Origin of the sequence: Pseudoalteromonas sp. SR44-8 (assembly GCF_014163635.1) — a bacterium.
Lineage (GTDB): Bacteria > Pseudomonadota > Gammaproteobacteria > Enterobacterales > Alteromonadaceae > Pseudoalteromonas > Pseudoalteromonas rhizosphaerae.
In genome coordinates, this window is record NZ_JACJDS010000011.1 from 93,991 (window position 1) to 112,359 (window position 18,369).

19 protein-coding genes are annotated in these 18,369 nt (G+C 41.5%); 4 read left to right on the top strand and 15 right to left on the bottom strand.

What is annotated here, in order from left to right; translation table 11 throughout:
• Positions 1 to 103 precede the first annotated feature (103 nt).
• Genes H5183_RS07365 through H5183_RS07380 form a run of 4 tightly spaced genes read right to left on the bottom strand, consistent with a single transcriptional unit; the run spans position 104 to position 5,263 of the window.
• Positions 104 to 598, bottom strand: a complete 495-nt coding sequence (locus tag H5183_RS07365; RefSeq protein ID WP_182731334.1) for an adenylyltransferase/cytidyltransferase family protein — start codon at positions 596 to 598, stop codon at positions 104 to 106.
• On the bottom strand, positions 595 to 1,635 hold the full coding sequence (locus H5183_RS07370; RefSeq protein WP_182731335.1) for a M48 family metallopeptidase: 1,041 nt from the start codon (positions 1,633 to 1,635) through the stop codon (positions 595 to 597). The genes H5183_RS07365 and H5183_RS07370 overlap by 4 nt, the downstream gene beginning before the upstream one ends.
• A 30-nt stretch (positions 1,636 to 1,665) precedes the next feature.
• Positions 1,666 to 2,598, bottom strand: coding sequence for a uroporphyrinogen decarboxylase family protein (locus H5183_RS07375; RefSeq protein WP_182731336.1), 933 nt, complete (start codon positions 2,596 to 2,598; stop codon positions 1,666 to 1,668).
• A 10-nt stretch (positions 2,599 to 2,608) separates the two neighbouring features.
• On the bottom strand, positions 2,609 to 5,263 hold the full coding sequence (locus tag H5183_RS07380; protein WP_182731337.1) for a bifunctional acetate--CoA ligase family protein/GNAT family N-acetyltransferase: 2,655 nt from the start codon (positions 5,261 to 5,263) through the stop codon (positions 2,609 to 2,611).
• 170 nt (positions 5,264 to 5,433) lie between these two features.
• Here H5183_RS07380 and H5183_RS07385 point away from each other — a divergent pair, with 170 nt between their 5' ends.
• The gene (locus H5183_RS07385) at positions 5,434 to 6,150 is read left to right on the top strand and encodes an SIMPL domain-containing protein (RefSeq protein ID WP_182731338.1); all 717 of its coding nucleotides are present in this window, start codon (positions 5,434 to 5,436) and stop codon (positions 6,148 to 6,150) included.
• 2 nt (positions 6,151 to 6,152) lie between these two features.
• Here the strand turns inward: H5183_RS07385 and H5183_RS07390 are convergent, their stop codons facing one another.
• The 8 genes from H5183_RS07390 to H5183_RS07425 all read right to left on the bottom strand — a co-directional run bounded on the left by H5183_RS07390 (position 6,153) and on the right by H5183_RS07425 (position 13,276).
• On the bottom strand, positions 6,153 to 6,851 hold the full coding sequence (locus H5183_RS07390) for a hypothetical protein (RefSeq protein WP_182731339.1): 699 nt from the start codon (positions 6,849 to 6,851) through the stop codon (positions 6,153 to 6,155).
• Positions 6,852 to 6,989: 138 nt separating this feature from the next.
• Positions 6,990 to 8,822, bottom strand: a complete 1,833-nt coding sequence (locus tag H5183_RS07395; RefSeq protein WP_182731340.1) for a DUF885 family protein — start codon at positions 8,820 to 8,822, stop codon at positions 6,990 to 6,992.
• An 81-nt stretch (positions 8,823 to 8,903) separates the two neighbouring features.
• A complete protein-coding gene (gene hemW / locus H5183_RS07400) occupies positions 8,904 to 10,040 on the bottom strand; it encodes a radical SAM family heme chaperone HemW (RefSeq protein WP_182731341.1) in 1,137 nt (378 codons plus the stop codon).
• Entirely contained in the window at positions 10,037 to 10,636 is a 600-nt protein-coding gene (locus tag H5183_RS07405) for an XTP/dITP diphosphatase (RefSeq protein ID WP_145234920.1), read from the bottom strand. Before H5183_RS07405 ends, hemW begins: the two co-directional genes overlap by 4 nt.
• Before the next feature lie 3 nt (positions 10,637 to 10,639).
• Entirely contained in the window at positions 10,640 to 11,083 is a 444-nt protein-coding gene (locus H5183_RS07410) for a DUF4426 domain-containing protein (protein WP_145234922.1), read from the bottom strand.
• Positions 11,084 to 11,134: 51 nt separating this feature from the next.
• The gene (locus H5183_RS07415; RefSeq protein ID WP_145234925.1) at positions 11,135 to 11,668 is read right to left on the bottom strand and encodes a YggT family protein; all 534 of its coding nucleotides are present in this window, start codon (positions 11,666 to 11,668) and stop codon (positions 11,135 to 11,137) included.
• Positions 11,669 to 11,725: 57 nt separating this feature from the next.
• Positions 11,726 to 12,547, bottom strand: a complete 822-nt coding sequence (gene proC / locus H5183_RS07420; protein WP_182731342.1) for a pyrroline-5-carboxylate reductase — start codon at positions 12,545 to 12,547, stop codon at positions 11,726 to 11,728.
• Positions 12,548 to 12,562: 15 nt separating this feature from the next.
• The gene (locus H5183_RS07425; protein ID WP_145234929.1) at positions 12,563 to 13,276 is read right to left on the bottom strand and encodes a YggS family pyridoxal phosphate-dependent enzyme; all 714 of its coding nucleotides are present in this window, start codon (positions 13,274 to 13,276) and stop codon (positions 12,563 to 12,565) included.
• A 2-nt stretch (positions 13,277 to 13,278) separates the two neighbouring features.
• On the opposite strand from H5183_RS07425, the gene H5183_RS07430 reads away from it, so the two are divergent.
• From H5183_RS07430 to H5183_RS07440, 3 genes are read left to right on the top strand one after another with little or no spacing between them, the layout of a single operon-like run.
• Complete coding sequence (locus H5183_RS07430) at positions 13,279 to 14,319, top strand: type IV pilus twitching motility protein PilT (RefSeq protein ID WP_145234931.1); 1,041 nt, start codon at positions 13,279 to 13,281, stop codon at positions 14,317 to 14,319.
• A 19-nt stretch (positions 14,320 to 14,338) separates the two neighbouring features.
• Positions 14,339 to 15,469, top strand: a complete 1,131-nt coding sequence (locus tag H5183_RS07435) for a PilT/PilU family type 4a pilus ATPase (RefSeq protein WP_145234933.1) — start codon at positions 14,339 to 14,341, stop codon at positions 15,467 to 15,469.
• Position 15,470: 1 nt separating this feature from the next.
• Positions 15,471 to 16,382, top strand: a complete 912-nt coding sequence (locus H5183_RS07440) for a hypothetical protein (protein ID WP_182731343.1) — start codon at positions 15,471 to 15,473, stop codon at positions 16,380 to 16,382.
• Here H5183_RS07440 and ruvX read toward each other — a convergent pair.
• From ruvX to gshB, 3 genes are read right to left on the bottom strand one after another with little or no spacing between them, the layout of a single operon-like run.
• Complete coding sequence (gene ruvX, locus H5183_RS07445) at positions 16,345 to 16,791, bottom strand: Holliday junction resolvase RuvX (RefSeq protein WP_145234938.1); 447 nt, start codon at positions 16,789 to 16,791, stop codon at positions 16,345 to 16,347. The two genes, H5183_RS07440 and ruvX, sit on opposite strands and share 38 nt — an antisense overlap.
• 36 nt (positions 16,792 to 16,827) lie before the next feature.
• Positions 16,828 to 17,385, bottom strand: coding sequence for a YqgE/AlgH family protein (locus H5183_RS07450; RefSeq protein WP_145234940.1), 558 nt, complete (start codon positions 17,383 to 17,385; stop codon positions 16,828 to 16,830).
• Positions 17,386 to 17,412: 27 nt separating this feature from the next.
• A complete protein-coding gene (gene gshB, locus H5183_RS07455; protein WP_182731344.1) occupies positions 17,413 to 18,366 on the bottom strand; it encodes a glutathione synthase in 954 nt (317 codons plus the stop codon).
• Positions 18,367 to 18,369 lie beyond the last annotated feature (3 nt).

Genomic DNA, 18,369 nt, shown 5'->3' on the forward strand with positions numbered 1-18,369 from the left:
CGACTATTCAAAGGCTATAAATATGGTTATGTCAGATTGTACATTGTCGTATTGAGTGTGCATATAAGCGGTAAAAACTTGTAATGTAGAATTAAAACGTGCATTACAAACTATCGGAATAAGATGTGATTATTTTTTTCTTAATACCCGAGCTCGAAATATTAGGTGTTTGTGGTGCAAACATGACATCAATATCGCACGCTTGTAATGCATCAGCGGCTTCATTCCAGCGCTCACTATTTTGCCATTGCCCGCCAACAACCACCTTATTGACTCCCCATGCTTGTATCCATTTACAAGTGCTCTGAGTCTTTACTATTGGACTTGGCACTAAGGCAACGTGATCCACGATCGCCAGTGCGCTTATAATCGCCATTCTTTCATGCTGATTAATGATCGGAAACGTATTTTTATTTTCAAAGCATAAGTCATCTGACGCAACCGCAACAAACAGTTCGCTTCCTTGTGCTTTAGCAAATTTTAAATAATTTAAATGACCAATATGAAATAAGTCAAATACACCAAGAGCCAAACAGCGCGTATTATGACTGCTTTTATTATCTGAATTTAAGCTATGTATTTGTGAGTTTAGAGTCATGTAGGCATACTTTCGGCTTTATCGGTTAATTTTTTTATTAATTCGTCGTTATTATCAAAAAAAGTAAGTTGGTTTAATATGTGTTTTAATTTCCCCCATTCACTCATTAAGCATAACTTATAAAGCCTTGAATACACAAAGCACTGTGTTAATAACGAGAATGAGCGAATATTTTTTGCGCATAAAATAGTATCAAAAAGAGGGTCGGGTGTTTGCCAATCTCCATAAAGCGCACTTAATATCAGTTCAGGTTGTGCTAGATGCCATACGTTGCCAAAGGGAGTTGTTTTTTCTACTAAATTTAAGGTTGGATATTGTGTAATTCTATTCCACTCAAAGGGAATATCACTCATCCAAAGCCCACAAATAGTTTGTTGGTTGGCGATATCAACACCAAAGCCACAAATGTCCAAGGTCACTCCATCTGGGTGAGCAAAGCATCGTGGGTTAATTAAGTCATAAGAGCGCATATGTTCATGCCAGCCTTGGCTTTTTAAAAGTGTAATAGCCTGCTCCATTTGCCCCCAATCAACTCCAATATCAATATCTTTATCAAAAGGGAGAATTGCACCTTCGCGTATGATGCCCAATAAGCTACCTGCTGTGGCAAAGGATTTAATGTTTTCTTGGCGTAAAAGGGCAAGGGTTTTCCATAGCAAGGCCTCATGTATTTTGGTATCGAATTCAACTTTTGGTTGTTGTTTGTAGCTATGGATGGGTGGAGTGTCTAAAAACATCTCTAATGCATGGCGATATTGTGCAACCGCTAAGGGAAGCTCACGTGCTTGTTGGTAGCACATACCTAAGGTATAACTAAGCTCACTTGAAGCTGGGTGTGCTGCCATGCAAGCTATTAATGGCGCTATGTGATTTTTTGCTGTGCCCTCTATCAGTGCTATTTCGGTCAAATAACGATGTGCAATCAAAGATGAGTGGTCTTTGCTCAGTACATATTTAAATTTTGCCTGCGCTAATTGGTATTGGTTTTTTTGGTATAACTCAATGCCTTTTATTAACTCTGTATGTATTATGCTCAATTGATTATTTTCCGTAGATATAAATAAAAATCACAGTTCTTTCACAATAGAACATGTTATTAATAATGTATTGTTTTTAATGCTTACAGGTAGAGTGCAGCTTGGGGCAATAATGACTCTATTAAGGTCTAAGTTGCGGCGGCAGTTTAATAAAAATTGTTCAATTTCTTCCGTTTTAAGTGGGCGCGGTAATAATAATTTATCCAATAGCCCTACAAATGTAATATCAGGGAAGCTAGTGAGCAAAGCTTTTATAGATACCACATCGTGGCAGTCATCAATTGATAGTAAAGAGAACCTGTTACTATCTAGGTAATCAAAATAAATGGAAGAACTGCAATGATAGTGAAGAAGGTGGTTTTGATGTGTTAACTGCGCTATGCATTGTTCATCATAAGGCGCTACAAGTGTTTTAAATTGCTGATAACTGCAAAATGCACCACAAGCATGAAAGCTGCAGTAGTAAATTCTAACATTTTTAATTAATAGTAAAGCTTCAATATATTGTGCTGTTATATCACTTAATAAAGATAACATCTTTTTGTAAGGTGCGCGCTCTAACTCGGCTGCAGTTAATGTACCCGCAAGCATTGAATTTAAATGATAAAGCGGAGAGTAAACCGTTGCAAAACACAGTTTATTCTCATTGCTAAAGTGCTCGCTAACACGTTTATGTGCTTCAATATTTATGAGTAGTTGCGGACAATCGTTTAATCCTTTAGGGCTTTTTTTATCATCTAACAAAGCTGATAAACTATGGGGGTAGCTGTTTTTTTCAACTGTTCCTAATGGGTTATGTTTGAAGTGCCGTTTAATGCCAAATGCGCTACATACACTATTACTATTACAGCTCAGTTTTATAAAGCAATGATCATGAATATCTTGGTATCTAATAACTGACTTTGCTAGTAAGTCAGCATCTAAGTCGATATTAGGCCAGTGTTTCCAGCTCGTTACTTTCAACTATAGTCCCTTATAACTTCAGTACCATGTTTATACTGCCTTCTTCAAAGTCGCGGCTGATCTTAAAGCCTAGTTTTCGGGCTAATTCAATCATTCCGGTATTTTCCGGCAGGGTGATACCCTCAATAAATTGTACGCCTTGGCTTTGACAATACTCAATAGCGGCGCGCATTAATAAGCCACCTAAGCCAAGGCCTTGGCAGTTTGAGCGTACTACTATAGCAAATTCGGCATGCACTTTATCTGGGTCCATTAACACCCGAGAGACGCCAAGCGTGGCGTTGTCTTGAGTGATAATAAACGCCATTTCACGATCGTAGTCAATTTGCGTCATTTTAGCGAGTTGATCGTGGTTAAATTGCGGCAGCTCACCAAAAAAGCGCTTGTAGCGATCTTCTTTGCTGAGAGATTGATCAAACTCTTGGTGCGCCTGTTCATCTTCTGGCTTTATTGGTCTGAGTGTCGCAAGGGTATTATTTTTAAGCGTCACTTGTTTAACCAGCTCAATTGGGTAAGGGCGAATAGATAAGCGTTTACGATGTGATTGTACTTGGTAGTGACTCAGGGTCATGGTGGCATCAAGCACCAAAAACTGGCCATTACTGGCTAAAATAGGATTTAACTCAAGCGAAGTTATATCGGGTTGATCAATTACCAGTTGTGAAATTCGCGTAAGCAATGCACACAGGCGATACTTATCAACTTTCTCAGGCAAAATGCGATCTTTAAGCACGCCTTTATCATGCGCCGCAGCAATTAAATATTTTGCTAAGTTCATATTCAAAGGTGGTAAAGCAACCGCTGCTTGAGCAAACTCTAGACCTGTGCCGGCTTCTCCTAGAAGTATTACAGGACCAAAATTAGACTCAGTTTTTACGGCAATGCGTAGTTCATTGGCCCCCGCTCTGGGAGCCATTTTTTGTAGCGAAAAACCTTCAATAATCGCATCAGGGTAGGTGTTTCTTATTCTTAATAACATTGCAAAAGCGGTTTGCTCAACTTCTTGTGCGTCATTGAGATTAAGTACTACACCACCGACTTCTGATTTAGATGGAATGCTAGGGCTGATCAGTTTCAGTGCCACAGGAAAGCCTAGCTCTATGGCTTGCTCTTTTGCTTCTGTCGGCGTGTATGCGACCTCGGTTTGAATACATTCAACGCCATAGTGAGCGAGTATTTGGCTGGCTTGATGGGTGGATAGATAGCTTTGCTGCTCTGCTAAAAACTCATTCACGAGCGCTTTTGCTGCGTGTTTATTGATTTTAGCGTCATCTGTGTTTGACTCTGGAGTTTGGGTTAAATGTTTTTGATTACGGCGATAACTTACTAAGTGCATAAAGGCACGAACTGCGCCCTCTGGGGTGCGATAAGTAGGAATGCCGTAGTTGCTACATACACGACGGGCGGCATAGGCGGCATCTTCGCCCATAAAATTTGTGATCACATAAGGACGCGCCATTTTCGGTAGTTTATTCAACGTTTCAGCGATAATTAATGCATAGTCTTCACTTGGCGCAAGGGCCGATGGCGTATGTATGATGAGTAGATTTTTTACTTCCTTAGCATGCAATAAAATTTCCAGTGCTTGTTGGTAGCGTGCCGGAACTGAGTCACCAAAAATGTCCACCGGATTAGAGGTCATATCCGACTGTGGGATCACTTTATTGAGCGCCGCACGGGTTTCTTCACTCAATTGTGTCAGCTTACCAGAACTTTGTAATAAGCTATCAACGGCCATTACGCCGGGGCCGCCGCCATTGGTTAAAATGGTGAGTTGTTCCACCTTTAATAATTTAGGATGCATGGCCAGTGTTTGTGTAGCAGCAAACAGTTCAGTTAAATCATTTACCCGTAACATACCTGCGCGTTGGAAGAGGGCGTCATACACCGCATCTGAACTTTGCTTGCCGCCAGTGTGAATTTCGGCAGCAAGTGCTCCAGCCGCTGTTTTACCGGTTTTAATGGCGATCACCGGTTTACTAAACGCAGCGGCACGAGCAGCTGAAATAAAGCTGCGGATATTCTCAATGTTGTCAATGTACAGCAAAATAGCCTTCGTTTTTGCATCGCGACCTAAAAAGTCGAGTAGTTCAGCAAAGTCGATATCTAAACAATCTCCCACAGAGACAAAGTATGAAAAGCCAATTTCTTTATGTTTTGCCCAATCTAAAATAGTGGAGCACACAGCAGCTGACTGTGAAATAAACGCTAATTTACCAGGGCTTGCGATAGTGTGAGAAAAACTCGCATTGAGGCCAATATGGGGGATCAATAAACCCAAACAATTAGGGCCAAGTAACGATACTTTGGCATGTTTAGCGGCTTCTTGCAGTGCTGTTTTTTGTTCATGATTGAGTCCGGCTGCGATCACAATCGCATTTTTACAGCCAAACTCTCCCAGCTCTGCAATGATATTAAGTAGAGTGTGTTTGTTCGTACAAATAACTGCAAGGTCCGGTATTTTCGGTAGCGCCGCAATAGACGGGTAGGCCAACACGCCATGTACGGCGCTATTAGTCGGGCTTACTGGCATGATAGGGCCGTTAAATCCGCCTTGTAATAAGTTGCGCATTACTACAAATCCTGCTCGGGAAACGTTATTCGATGCACCAATCACGGCAACCGAAGTCGGATTGAAAAACTGACTAATGCGTTTTACACTCATGGTCTTTCCTTGCGGGTTATTTGTTTTTTAGCACGACGATGCAATAGAATCTTTTTGCTAACGACGCTCGCATCTTGAGGTGGTTTGGGTATATGCTCAATGTAACCTGTTTAAGTTGATTTTTCGAGCATCAAACCAACTTAACATTGATAATTATCAAAGGAACCTAAATGAATAAGCCAAATGGATATTACCAGTTGCTTGGCGCAGCTGTATTGAGTGTCGCTATACTTGGCTGCGGATGGATTTTAAAATCAGCAGCGCTTGATGTAAAAAATATGGAACGCACGGTTGAGGTTAAAGGATTAGCAGAGCGTGAAGTAACTGCTGATACAGTGATCTGGCCGGTACAATTTAGTGATGCGGACAATAACCTCGAAAAGTTAGTTGAACGGGTTGAGCAGAAAAATGCCGCAGTGATCGCTTTTTTAAAACTGCATGGCTTTGATGAACAAGAGATCAGCCAAGGTAGGCAATCAATTGTTGATAAACAAGCGCGCGAATATGGCGCTGATAATCAACAGTTTCGCTATATTGCTCGCGCAAATATTACCGTGTATTCGCAGCAGCCTGATAAAGTGCAAAACGCCTTAACTAAGGTGGGCCAGCTAGCCAAACAAGGTATTGCGATTGTGCAAGATAACTATGAAACCCGCATTGAATATTTGTTCTCTGGGCTAAACGATATAAAACCAGCAATGGTGCAAGAAGCAACCGAAAAAGCTCGCGAAGTGGCATTAAAATTTGCCAAGGACTCACAGTCAAAACTAGGTAAAATTCGCACCGCAAGACAAGGGCAGTTTAGTATAATCGACCGAGATTCAAACACTCCGCAGATAAAAAAAGTGCGAGTTGTAACCAGCGTTGAATATTATTTATCTGATTAATTTTATTTATGTTGTACAAGGTAGCGCTCAACTTGTTCTGTTTTACAGCGTAAGTAAGCGCCACTGAGCAGTATTTTATAGTCACTGAGTGGCTTTTCTGGGCTTGTTTGAGATAACGTGAGTAAGGCTTTTAAGAATGCGGCAGTGTTTATATTGCCCTGATTTTGTTTAAACTCAACTTCCATTAATGCCAGCAAGGCCGAAAATTCATGCTTTGGTAAGCTGTGTTGAGCTGGGTTGTTTGCAATGTAACTAGCAACTGGGGTCAGCCCGATATCATTAACTTGCGCTAATGCTTGCAGCAAGTTTTCGTTACTTTCAAATAGCATCAGTGAACGTACATAATTAAACGGTAAATTAGCCTCACTACACTCGCTAAATAAGCGGTGCAATACATTTTGCTGCTGTTGGTTTTGTTGTGTAAAACCATGATTGAACTTGAGACCAGGGGTAAAAAAACTTAATTGTTCGGTATTATTTAGCTGACTGATGATGGCTGTTGGTAGAGAGTGTTGAGTTAATATGCGTGTGGCGATATTTTGCAGATAAGTATATTTTACACTCATGCGTTGCGCACTGCTATATAAGTGCTGTAACTGCATGGCTTGTTGTATTGAAGATAAACTGGCAAAGCTATCAACAATGGCTTGCAACTGATGCTGCTGCATCTGTTGATTTAGTTGACTGATACATGTATCCATTGTTAATCCTATACGTTACGTGTATATCAATTGCTTTATCCTAGCGTAAAGCACTTGTTGGTCAAGTGTTTATCTATCTTTCAGGCAATAAAAAAGGCCGTAGATACGGCCTTTGTATATGTTATAAAGTAAGGATGCTTAAGCTGCTAGTTTGCTTGCAACCCATTCATCAACAAAGTTTTCAAGTACGTTTAGTGGCACTGCGCCATTTTTAAGTACTACATCGTGGAATTGGCGAATATCAAACTTATCGCCTAGTTTAACCTTGGCAGCTTCACGAAGTTCTAAAATCTTCAGCATACCTACTTTGTAAGCAGTTGCTTGCGAAGGCATTACAATGTGACGTTCAACCATTTTAACGCCGTCAGACGTCGCGTTTGGCGTGTTATTTACGTAGTAATCAATACCCTGTTGGCGAGTCCACTTCATTTCGTGGATACCAGTATCAACCACTAAGCGACATGCACGCCATAGTTCCATCGATAGACGGCCAAAGTCAGAATAAGGGTCTGCATACATGCCCATTTCTTTTGGTAATAACTCTGAGTACAAGCCCCAACCTTCGATATAGGCTGTGTAGCCACCGAATTTACGGAACTTAGGCACGCCTTCAAGCTCTTGCGAAATTGCAATTTGCATGTGGTGACCTGGAATACCCTCGTGATAAGCCAGCGCTTCCATTTGATACGTTGGCATTGCTTCCATGTCGTAAAGGTTAGCGTAGTAAACACCCGGGCGTGAACCATCTGGTGCAGGCTGTTGGTAGAATGCTTTACCAGCCGCTTTTTCACGGAATGCTTCAACACGCTTAACAATCATGTCGGCTTTAGGCTTAACAATGAATAGCTCATCCAAGCGTGATTTCATGGTGTTAATAAGTGCCGTGGCTTCGTCAAGGTATTGCTGCTTACCTGCTTCAGTATTAGGTAAGTAAAATTGCTTATCGGTTTTCATAAACTGCATAAAGGCTTTTAAATCGCCTTTAAAGCCAACTTTTTCTTTGATTTGGCGCATTTCGTCATGAATACGAGATACTTCAGCTAAACCGATGGTGTGGATTTCTTTAGCCGTTAAATCAGTAGTAGTAGTGCGCGCTAATGCGTTGTTGTAAAACGCTTCGCCATCAGGGAATTTCCAAGCACCATCACGATCATCAGCACGTTTTTCAAGCTGTGCTAAATAATTAATCAACTTAGAGTAAGAAGGTTTTACAGCCGCTTTAAGGGCTTTCTCAGCATCGCTGATCAATGCGTCTTTATCAGCTTGAGCAATTTCAAGCTTAGCAACTTTACGTTTAAAGTCGGCAAGTAAGGTGGAATCATCACCTTGTTCAAATGGCGCACCGTGAATGATATTTTTGCTTGAATCAATCACATGTGGGAATACAAATTTAGGAGCGATAATGCCTTTATCAGCACGTACTTCTAAATCGGTGATCAGTTGATCAATAACCGTGGTTACGCCATTTAAACGCGAGATATAGGCTTTGGCATCGGTAACATCAGAAATCTGGTGTTGGTTGATTAAAAAGGCCGGGATCATCGAGTGAGTACCAAACATTTGGTTCACTGGGTAGTTATGATAGCGCCATTTAAAATCAGCAATGCTGTTTTCAAGGTCTTGCTTTTTAAGGTCATAACTAACTTTTGTGGTGTCATCTAGGAGTTCGCGGTTAATAGCGTTTAATACCACTAAATCATCTTTTGTTTGTTGATGATCTTTCAGTACGCGCGCTTCGCTACCGTCATCCCATTTGTCGTAGTCTTGTTTGATACCCATGTATGTTTGATAAACAGGGCTGCTCATCACATCACGGTTAAAAGTATCTTCGAAGAACGCATTCGCTTTGTCTATTTCGCTTTGTACAGGTTGTGCTTGTACAGTTGGCGTGCTTTGTTGCTCTGGTGTTTGCTGGCAACCACCTAGCAGTGCAATACTCACTGCGGCGGCGATAAAGGTTAGTTTACGCATGTTTTCCCTTTTGTTGTTAGAAACCATTGAAGGTTATTAATTATTATTAGTGTGTATTTGTTAGTAAAGTTTGGGTCGTTATTACACAAACAATTCTAGCAGGTCATTTAAAAAACGATGACCTTTTTGGCTTACCTGCCAGTGACTATCCGTTTGCTTAAGCAAACCCTTGGCAATGGCTTGTTGCAGCGCATCAGCTTGGCTTTGCAGCGGTAACTGAGTTAAGGCTGTAAAGTCACTAATTGGGCAGGCTTCAAATAACCGTAAGCGATTCATAAAGAATTCAAACGGTAAGTCGTGCTGTTCAACTGGCCACTGTTTAAATAAATAGGGCTTAGCTAAATCCATATAACCGCGAGGATGTTTTACTTTCTCAGTGCGGGTAATGATGCCTGTTTTAGCATCGGTTACCTTACCATGGGCACCACAACCAATGCCTAAATAATCGCCAAAGCGCCAATAATTTAGGTTGTGTTGACATTGGTAGCCAGGTTTTGCATAGCCGGAAATTTCATATTGCTGATAACCTGCCTCAGTAAGTAAGGCTTGGCCTTGCTCTTGAATATCCCATAAGGTGTCATCGGCCGGTAACGTTGGCGGTTTAGAGGCAAATTGGGTATTGGCCTCAATCGTTAACTGATACCACGAAATATGTGGCGGATTAAGGGCGATGACTTTTTTCAAGTCGCTCAGCGCATCAGCAACAGATTGCCCCGGTAAGCCATGCATTAAATCAAGATTAAAGCTATTTAAACCTGCTTCATGAGCTTGCTCTGCGGCATATATGGCTTCATCGGCACCGTGAATACGCCCCAACGCTTTGAGCTTGTCGTCTTGCATGCTTTGCACACCAATCGAAATACGATTAATGCCAGCTGCCACATAGTCTTTAAAGCGGCCTGTTTCAACCGTACCGGGGTTGGCTTCTAAGGTGATCTCGCAGTTTTCACTTAGGCCAATTAATGAATCCACCGCCGTTAATAAATTAACGTAGGCCTCACCGGTTAATAAGCTAGGCGTGCCACCACCGATAAAGATTGAATGAATTTTACGTCCTTGCACTAAGTGCAGATCGGTTTTTAAATCATCAATTAAATGCTGCACATATTCCTTTTCAGGGAGCTCACCTTTTTGACCGTGACTATTAAAATCACAATACGGGCACTTTTGCACACACCAAGGGACGTGCACATATAAACTTAATGGTGGTAAATTCACAGGCCGCCTTTGAGCTTAAGCTCAGACAATAAACGTTGTAACGCCTGACCACGATGGCTAACTGCATTTTTTTGCTGTTTAGTCAGTTGCGCACTGGTGCATTCAAGTTCTGGCACATAAAAAATAGGGTCGTAACCAAAACCACCTTGGCCGTTTTGGGCTAAGGTAATTTGACCTTCCCAGCTCGCACTGCAAATCAGTGGGGTAGGGTCATCAGCATGACGCATTAATACCAGCACACACCAAAAGCGCGCACTGCGGTTTGGGTTGTCAGCAAGTTCGCTTAATAATTTATCAATATTATCTTGATCGCTAGCGCCTTCTCCTGCATAGCGAGCTGAGTAAACGCCAGGGGCGCCGTTAAGGCCATCAACCTCCAATCCTGAGTCGTCAGCAATAGCTGGTAGCCCAGTTATTTTTGCAGCATGGCGAGCTTTGATAATAGCGTTTTCAACAAAGGTGGTGCCTGTTTCTGCTACTTCTGGCACATTAAAATCGCTTTGTGGCACAACGTTTATTTCAAGCGGGTTTAGCATTTGCGCCAACTCGTTGACCTTACCCGGATTGCCAGTGGCTAACACTAAAGTTTTTTTCATGAATTAATCTACGTAAAATTTTTGCTGGAACTGCAGCTTTTGAAATTGATTACCTTGTTGTATTTCAATTTCAAAGCGCAGAATTTCTTCGTTAGTAAAATCAACTTGCGCGAGGTAATAAATTGCATCGCCTTCGATGACTTCTTTGAAATCTAAGGTTTGCTTATTACCAAGTAGGTTTTTAGCAGTGCCTTTAAGAATGGCGGTTTGCGCTGTGGCATCGGTATCTTTTTTAAGGATTGAAATATTTACAATGCCCTTATAACCACTACGTTCTAGGCCATAGGTTTTAGCTATTTGTGGTTGAATAAAGGTTGACGGAAATGCAATGTAATGTACTTGCCATGGACCGAGTTCTTTGTATTGTGCGCCTTGCATTTGTTCACTGTGAGCACTAAAGGTAATGCCTGCCAGTGCAAAAAATAAAATACTTGCGAGCTTTTTCATAAATGACTCTTAAAAAAAGAGGCCTAGTAGGCCTCTGTGTTAATGATAAGGTTAGCCGACTAAATCCATAAACAGAAACTGGGCAAATTGCAGCGCGATAATCAACACTAAAATTGATAGATCTAAGCCGCCCAGTGGCGGTAACACTTTACGAATAGGTCTTAACATTGGTTCAGTTAGCTGCTGAAATACCGCTTCTACTGGATTGTTGCCTTGGCTTACCCAGCTTAATAACGCGCGAATAACTAATACCCAAAACAACAAGTTTAAGCCTTCTTTAATCACCGTTTCTAGCGCATCTAACAGTACAAATCCAACTTCCCATGTCGCGCCTACTAAAAATATCAGCGCAGTAGTTTTTGCAGCAGCGACAATGAACGCCAGTAATAACGAAGCTAAGTCTAGACCACCTAACCCTGGAATAATTTTACGCAGTGGATTAACAGCAAATGAAGTAGCTTTGACCACAAACTGACTCAACGGATTGTAAAAATCAGCCTTGGCGGCTTGTAGCCAAAAGCGCATTAATACGACCATTAAAAATAGATCGAATAGTGTGCTTATTAAAAATTGCATGGCGTTCATAACGTACCTTAATTAAAAACCTTAAACATAAATAGGGCTAAAAGCAGCAAAGTGCTTTTAAAGTTCTTGTTCCATTTGCTCTGCGCGAGCAATACAGGCATCCATTGCATCGGCGACAGTGTTAGTCAGACCGTGTGCTTTTAAATGTTCAACGGCTGCATGCGTGGTGCCACCTTTTGATGTCACATTAGCACGCAATTGTGAAATACTAATCTCAGGCTGAGATAGTGCCATTTCAGCTGCACCTAATGCTGTTTGCTGTACTAAGCGACGTGCGTCTTCACCGCTAAAGCCAAGTGCTTTGGCTTTTTCTTCTATGGCTTCCATAAATAAGAAAAAGTAAGCCGGTGATGACCCCGTAACAGCAATAACATCGTTAATTTGTGACTCTTGCTCAACCCATACCGCAATACCTGTACATTCAAATACTTGTTGCACAAAAGTGTGTTCTTGCTCGGTTTCGCCAGCACCAAATAAACCTGATACACCGCGCCCTAATAAAGACGGGGTATTTGGCATACAACGTACCATCTTAACGTCTTGTCCGAGCATTTCACGTAACCGCTTAACCGTTAAGCCTGCGGCGACAGAAATAAATAGCTTATCGCTAAAGTCGATACCCGAATCTTGAAATGATTGACATAAATCACCCATCATTTGCGGCTTTACAGACAACACAATAACATCGGCATCGCGCAGTGCTTGGTTATTATCTGCGGTGGTTTTAACCCCGAAATCCGCTGCTACCTTAGCGAGTTTTTCTTGGTTACGATTTGTTGCAATAATACTCGATGCAGCAAATCCTTTTTTTACCATGCCGCCAATAATGGCGTAGCTCATATTACCTGTGCCTATGAATGCAATTGTTTTATCTGACATATCTTAGTTATCACCTTAGCTTCGTTGGCCAAAAATATCCGTGCCGATGCGTACCATGGTTGAGCCTGCTGCAATCGCAGCTTCGACATCACCACTCATCCCCATCGACAGGGTGTCTATTTGAGGATATTGGGCTTTAAGTCTATCAAAGCAAGCACGTAATTGCTCAAAATATTGTATTTGTTGCTGTGGATCGTCAGTTTTTGCTGGGATTGCCATGACACCACGCAATTCTAAATGCGGGCAATGGTGAATAAATTCAGCGAGGCTTGCAAGTTTATCGGGGTGGCAGCCTGATTTTGAGTCCTCTAAGCTGATATTTACTTGGATCAGTACTTTTAAAGGGGCTTTATCTGCGGGCCTTTGATCGTTTAAACGTTGCGCTATTTTTTCACGTTCAATACTTTGCACCCAATCAAAGTGGCTGGCAACAAGGGCGGTTTTATTTGATTGAATAGGGCCAATGAAATGCCAAACAATATCGCTATAATTTGCTAATTGGGTTATTTTATCAACAGCTTCTTGAACGTATGATTCACCAAATTCTCGGTGACCTTGTTGATAAGCCGCTAGAATGAAATCAGCAGGTTTGGTTTTTGATACTGCCAACAAGCAGACATCGTGCTCATTACGATGATATTTTTTTGCCGCTAAGGCAATTCTAGCATAGGCGGACTTAAGTCGTTCTGCTATTGTAACCATATAATTATCAGTTAGTTGTGGAGTCATAAATGGATATTACCGAATTGTTGGCCTTTAGTGTGCAGCACAAAGCATCAGATTTACACTTATCATCAGGGGTTGCGCCAATGATCCGTGTTGATGGTGATGTGCGACGTATTAATATACCAGCGCTGGAAAACAAAGATGTTAACAGCCTAGTTTACGATATTATGAACGATAATCAACGCAAGGACTATGAACAAAACCTTGAAGTGGATTTTTCGTTTGAAGTGCCAAACTTAGCACGTTTTCGTGTTAATGCCTTCAACTCAAATCGAGGCCCCGCAGCTGTATTTCGTACCATTCCCAGTGAAGTGCTGACGCTTGATGATTTAGGTGCGCCAGATATATTTAAAACAATCTCAGATACGCCGCGTGGTTTAGTGTTGGTAACAGGACCTACAGGCTCTGGTAAATCGACCACATTGGCTGCGATGGTGGATCATATAAATCAACACAAGCATCATCATATTTTAACCATCGAAGATCCCATCGAGTTTGTGCACGACAATAAACTGTCGTTGATTAATCAACGTGAAGTGCATCGCGATACGCATAGTTTTTCTAATGCATTGCGCAGTGCTTTACGTGAAGATCCAGACGTAATTTTGGTTGGTGAGCTACGTGATTTAGAAACTATTCGCCTTGCCATGACTGCTGCTGAAACCGGCCATTTAGTATTTGGTACATTGCATACTACGTCAGCCCCGAAAACCATTGACCGTATTATCGATGTGTTTCCTGGTGAAGAAAAAAGTATGATCCGCTCAATGCTTTCAGAGTCATTACGCGCAGTTATTTCACAAACCCTGTTGAAAAAAATTGGTGGCGGGCGAGTCGCAGCACATGAAATCATGATTGCAGTGCCTGCGATCCGTAACCTTATCCGCGAAGATAAAATTGCGCAAATGTATTCGTCCATTCAAACTGGCGCATCGCATGGTATGCAAACCATGGATCAGTGTTTAATCAATTTAGTGAATCACGGTGTTGTTACCAATGCTGAAGCGCGTGCTAAAGCACAAGATAAAAATAATTTCGGCGGCTAGGCCCGAGTAAGGAGCAGTAATGACACATTCTCTTGATTACTTTTTACATTTGATGATTGAAAAGCAAGGTTCGGATTTATTCGTATCGAGCCAATTGCCAGTCAGCGCAAAGATTAATGGTGAGCTAATTGCACTTGGCGACGAAAAAATATCAGACGAAGAGTCGCTGCAATTAGTTGAATCAGCGATGAGTGAAAAACAAAAAGCAGAGTTTCATAATACTAAAGAGTGCAACTTTGCCATAGCTACCGATGAAGGGCGCTTTAGGATCTCGGCATTTTGGCAACGAGATTGCGCGGGTATGGTTATTCGCCGTATTGTTACGCAAATTCCTGATGTTGCTGAGCTTGGTCTACCGTCGACATTGACTGATGTGATCATGGCTAAACGTGGTTTAGTGCTGTTTGTTGGTGGTACTGGCACCGGTAAATCAACGTCGTTGGCTGCATTATTAGGTTACCGTAATCGTAATCAACGTGGGCATATCTTGACCATTGAAGACCCGATTGAGTTTGTCCATGAACATCGCAAAAGTATTATTACTCAGCGTGAAGTTGGCTTAGATACGGAAAGTTTTGAGGCGGCGTTAAAAAGCTCATTACGCCAAGCCCCCGATGTCATTTTAATTGGTGAAATACGTTCGCAAGAGACCATGGAATACGCACTTAGTTTTGCTGAAACCGGTCATTTATGTGTTGCTACATTACATGCCAATAACGCTAACCAAGCAATTGACCGTATTATGCATTTAGTGCCTAAAGAAAAGCACGATAAGCTAAAATATGATCTATCCTTAAACTTACGAGCTATCATAGCACAACAACTAGTGCCTACAGCCGATGGCAATGGTCGAGTAGCTGCTATCGAAATTTTATTGAATACCCCGATTATCGGCGAGCTTATCAAAAAAGGCGACATTGGCGGTATTAAAGAAGCCATGGCTAAAGCGAAAGATATGGGTATGCAAACCTTTGATCAAGCGTTATTTGAGCTCTATAAACAGCAACGTATCAACTATGCAGATGCTTTGCATCACGCTGACTCACCTAACGATTTACGTTTGATGATTAAGCTTCGAAATAATGAACAGCAAGGGGCTGGTTTTTTACAGGGAGTAACAATTGACGGGTTAGAACCTAAAGGTCAGTAGTATGAAAAAACGCATAAAATGGTTACTTGTAACAGTTAGTTTTTATGTTGTTAGTAACTCATTTTTTGCGATGGCGACAGATCAATCGATTGCTATTTTTATCCGAGATGACGTGCATTATGATTACACACATTTTTTAGCCGGTAGAGCACCGCAGGATATTACTGATTTTAGTGGTCGATTTATACGTCGCGATGTAGTTGATATGATCATTGCCCAACAAGCCTTGTACTTGGGGGGTTTTAATAAAACTTTCAGTTATCAAATTGGTAAAATTAATTTTCGTAATACCAAACTGTTAGAAAAAGGTGAGCTACTGATCAGCTTTGATAGTTATTGGTATGAAGATGCCAAATCACTAGCAGATAAAGTGTATATCAGCGATGAGCTGATCCGTAAAGGCGAGTATTTTGCGGGGATTTTTACTTCTCCAAACAATAAAAAAGTATTTCAGCTGCAGCACCTGTCAGATTTTAATCAACTAACTAGTGTGTCTACGCCGCGTTGGCGTACAGATTGGAAAACTTTATCGCAATTACCATTAAAAGATCTAGTTGCAGAGGATGAATGGCTCAGTCAAGTGCGTATGGTATCGATGCAATGGATTGATTTTATGTTAATGCCACTGATGCCACAGATGGGTAACCAATATGTACTTGAAGATATTGTTTTGCAAGCGGTACCTAATGTGCTGATATTATTAGATGATAGTCGTCATTTTGTAATATCAAAACGCCATCCTGATGGCACTCAGGCTTTTAAAGCGTTGCAAAAAGGCTTAAAGATATTACGAGAACAAGGTGCGATAGAAAAAGCCTATCGCCAAGCTGGATTTATTCCTGAACTGAGTGAGCAGCTTATTATAAACCTACCGCTTACCCGTAAGCTTGTTCAAAGAAGCTTTCCAAAATAATAACAGCCGACATATTATCCACATTTCCTTTACCTAAGCTACGGTAACCGCCTTGCTCAAATAATCGTGCTTTTGCATCTGCTGTGGTTAAACGTTCGTCTTGGGTCTCTACAGGCAGTCCATAGTGATTATGTAAGCGGTTGGCAAACTTTTTAGCTTTAAAGGTGACTTCTTGATTTGTGCCATCCATATTAAGCGGTAATCCAACCACCAGTAAATCAGGTTGCCACTCATCGACATGCTTTTTAATAAAATCCCAATTTGGAATACCATCTTTGGCTTTGATAGCGCTTAGGCTCGATGCGGTTCCTGTTAGTTCTTGGCCGATAGCAACACCAATGCTGGTGGTGCCAAAATCAAAGCCCATCACGGTGCGTTCACCTTTGGGCTTTAGTTGTTTTTTAGTCATGCTATCTCTGTGCTTTAAAATTGTGGTTGACCACGCTTATGCGTGGCCAGCTTCCGAACTTAATTGGCTAATATCAAAACCGAGCGTCGCGACTGCTTTTTCCCAGCGTTGCTCTATCGGTGTGTTAAAAATAATCTCAGGATCGGCTTTTATAATTAGCCATGAATTTTCGAGTAGCTCTTGTTCGAGCTGGCCTTGCTCCCAACCCGCATAGCCCAGTGTAATAATAAACTGTTCTGGTGCTTGGGCTGTGGTTAAACTTGCCAACACATCTTTGGATGTGGTTATCATGATTTCGCTGCTAAGTTCTTGGCTTGCGCTATAACCTGCTTTTGGAGAATGCAGTACAAAACCACGATCGGTTTTTACAGGTCCTCCAGCAAATACTGCAACACTTGCTGCGTGGGTGGATTTGTCGTTATCAATCTCTATTTTGTCGAGCAAGTCGCCGACTGTAATATTGATCGGCTGGTTGATCACCAGCCCCATAGCCCCGTCTTCATTGTGCTCACAAATATACGCGACAGCACGTTTAAAAAAAGGGTCTTGCATTGATGGCATTGCGATTAAAAAATGATTTTCTAATGATTGCATAACGATACCCCTTTATTGTTAGTAAATTTAAGTATGGCTCAGTTTTCTTTCTATGGCATCAAATAAGCGCCCAGTAATTGAAATATCATAGGCAGCTTCGATTTCTTTTACGCAAGTAGGTGCTGTAACATTAATTTCTGTTAGCTTATCACCAATGATATCAAGACCTACAAAAATAAGCCCTTTAGCTTTTAATGTTGGTGCAACGGCTTCGGCAATTCTACGATCTGAATCACTGATTGGGCGTGCTTCACCACGACCGCCAACAGCTAAATTACCACGTGTTTCACCATTTTGTGGAATGCGGGCTAGGCAATATGGGATCACTTCGCCATCGACCACCAATACGCGTTTATCACCTTGTTTGATCTCTGGGATATAGTTTTGTGCCATGGCAAAACGGCTACCGTGTTCGGTGAGTGTTTCGCAAATAACCCCAATGTTGGCATCATTTTCAGTCACACGGAAAATAGAGGCGCCACCCATACCATCTAAAGGTTTTAGAATGATGTCTTTATGTTCAGCCAAAAATGCGCGGATCTGGTGCTTACAACGGGTTACTAAAGTGTCAGGTGTATGCTCACTAAACCATGCGGTGAATAACTTTTCGTTCGCATCACGCAGGCTTTGTGGCTTATTAATAATAAGCGTGCCTTCAAGTTCGGCGCGTTCTAAAATATAGGTTACGTAAATGTACTCAGTATCAAACGGTGGATCTTTACGCATTAAAATAACATCCAAATCAGCAAGTGCGATACTGGCTTTTTCTTCCAGCTCATACCAATGGTTTGTATCGTCGAACACGGTTGCTTTTGCGGCTGTGGCATACGCTTTGCCTTTACGCAATGAAAGATCATTCATTTCCATGTAGTAAATTTCATAGCCACGGCTTTGGGCTTGCATCATCATTGCAAAACCGGTGTCTTTTTTGATGTTGAATCCGCTGATCGGATCTGAAATTATACCTAACTTAATTGCCATGTT

Bases quoted from the DNA above. Each gene is read 5' to 3' on its own strand.
- H5183_RS07415 (WP_145234925.1), bottom strand. From the start codon at position 11,668: ATGAACGCCATGCAATTTTTAATAAGCACACTATTCGATCTATTTTTA.
- H5183_RS07380 (WP_182731337.1), bottom strand. From the start codon at position 5,263: ATGAGTGTAAAACGCATTAGTCAGTTTTTCAATCCGACTTCGGTTGCC.
- gshB (WP_182731344.1), bottom strand. From the start codon at position 18,366: ATGGCAATTAAGTTAGGTATAATTTCAGATCCGATCAGCGGATTCAAC.
- ruvX (WP_145234938.1), bottom strand. From the start codon at position 16,791: ATGACTAAAAAACAACTAAAGCCCAAAGGTGAACGCACCGTGATGGGC.
- H5183_RS07440 (WP_182731343.1), top strand. From the start codon at position 15,471: ATGAAAAAACGCATAAAATGGTTACTTGTAACAGTTAGTTTTTATGTT.
- H5183_RS07405 (WP_145234920.1), bottom strand. From the start codon at position 10,636: ATGAAAAAAACTTTAGTGTTAGCCACTGGCAATCCGGGTAAGGTCAAC.
- H5183_RS07390 (WP_182731339.1), bottom strand. From the start codon at position 6,851: ATGGATACATGTATCAGTCAACTAAATCAACAGATGCAGCAGCATCAG.
- H5183_RS07430 (WP_145234931.1), top strand. From the start codon at position 13,279: ATGGATATTACCGAATTGTTGGCCTTTAGTGTGCAGCACAAAGCATCA.
- H5183_RS07450 (WP_145234940.1), bottom strand. From the start codon at position 17,385: ATGCAATCATTAGAAAATCATTTTTTAATCGCAATGCCATCAATGCAA.
- H5183_RS07435 (WP_145234933.1), top strand. From the start codon at position 14,339: ATGACACATTCTCTTGATTACTTTTTACATTTGATGATTGAAAAGCAA.
- H5183_RS07425 (WP_145234929.1), bottom strand. From the start codon at position 13,276: ATGACTCCACAACTAACTGATAATTATATGGTTACAATAGCAGAACGA.
- H5183_RS07410 (WP_145234922.1), bottom strand. From the start codon at position 11,083: ATGAAAAAGCTCGCAAGTATTTTATTTTTTGCACTGGCAGGCATTACC.
- H5183_RS07385 (WP_182731338.1), top strand. From the start codon at position 5,434: ATGAATAAGCCAAATGGATATTACCAGTTGCTTGGCGCAGCTGTATTG.
- H5183_RS07395 (WP_182731340.1), bottom strand. From the start codon at position 8,822: ATGCGTAAACTAACCTTTATCGCCGCCGCAGTGAGTATTGCACTGCTA.
- proC (WP_182731342.1), bottom strand. From the start codon at position 12,547: ATGTCAGATAAAACAATTGCATTCATAGGCACAGGTAATATGAGCTAC.
- H5183_RS07365 (WP_182731334.1), bottom strand. From the start codon at position 598: ATGACTCTAAACTCACAAATACATAGCTTAAATTCAGATAATAAAAGC.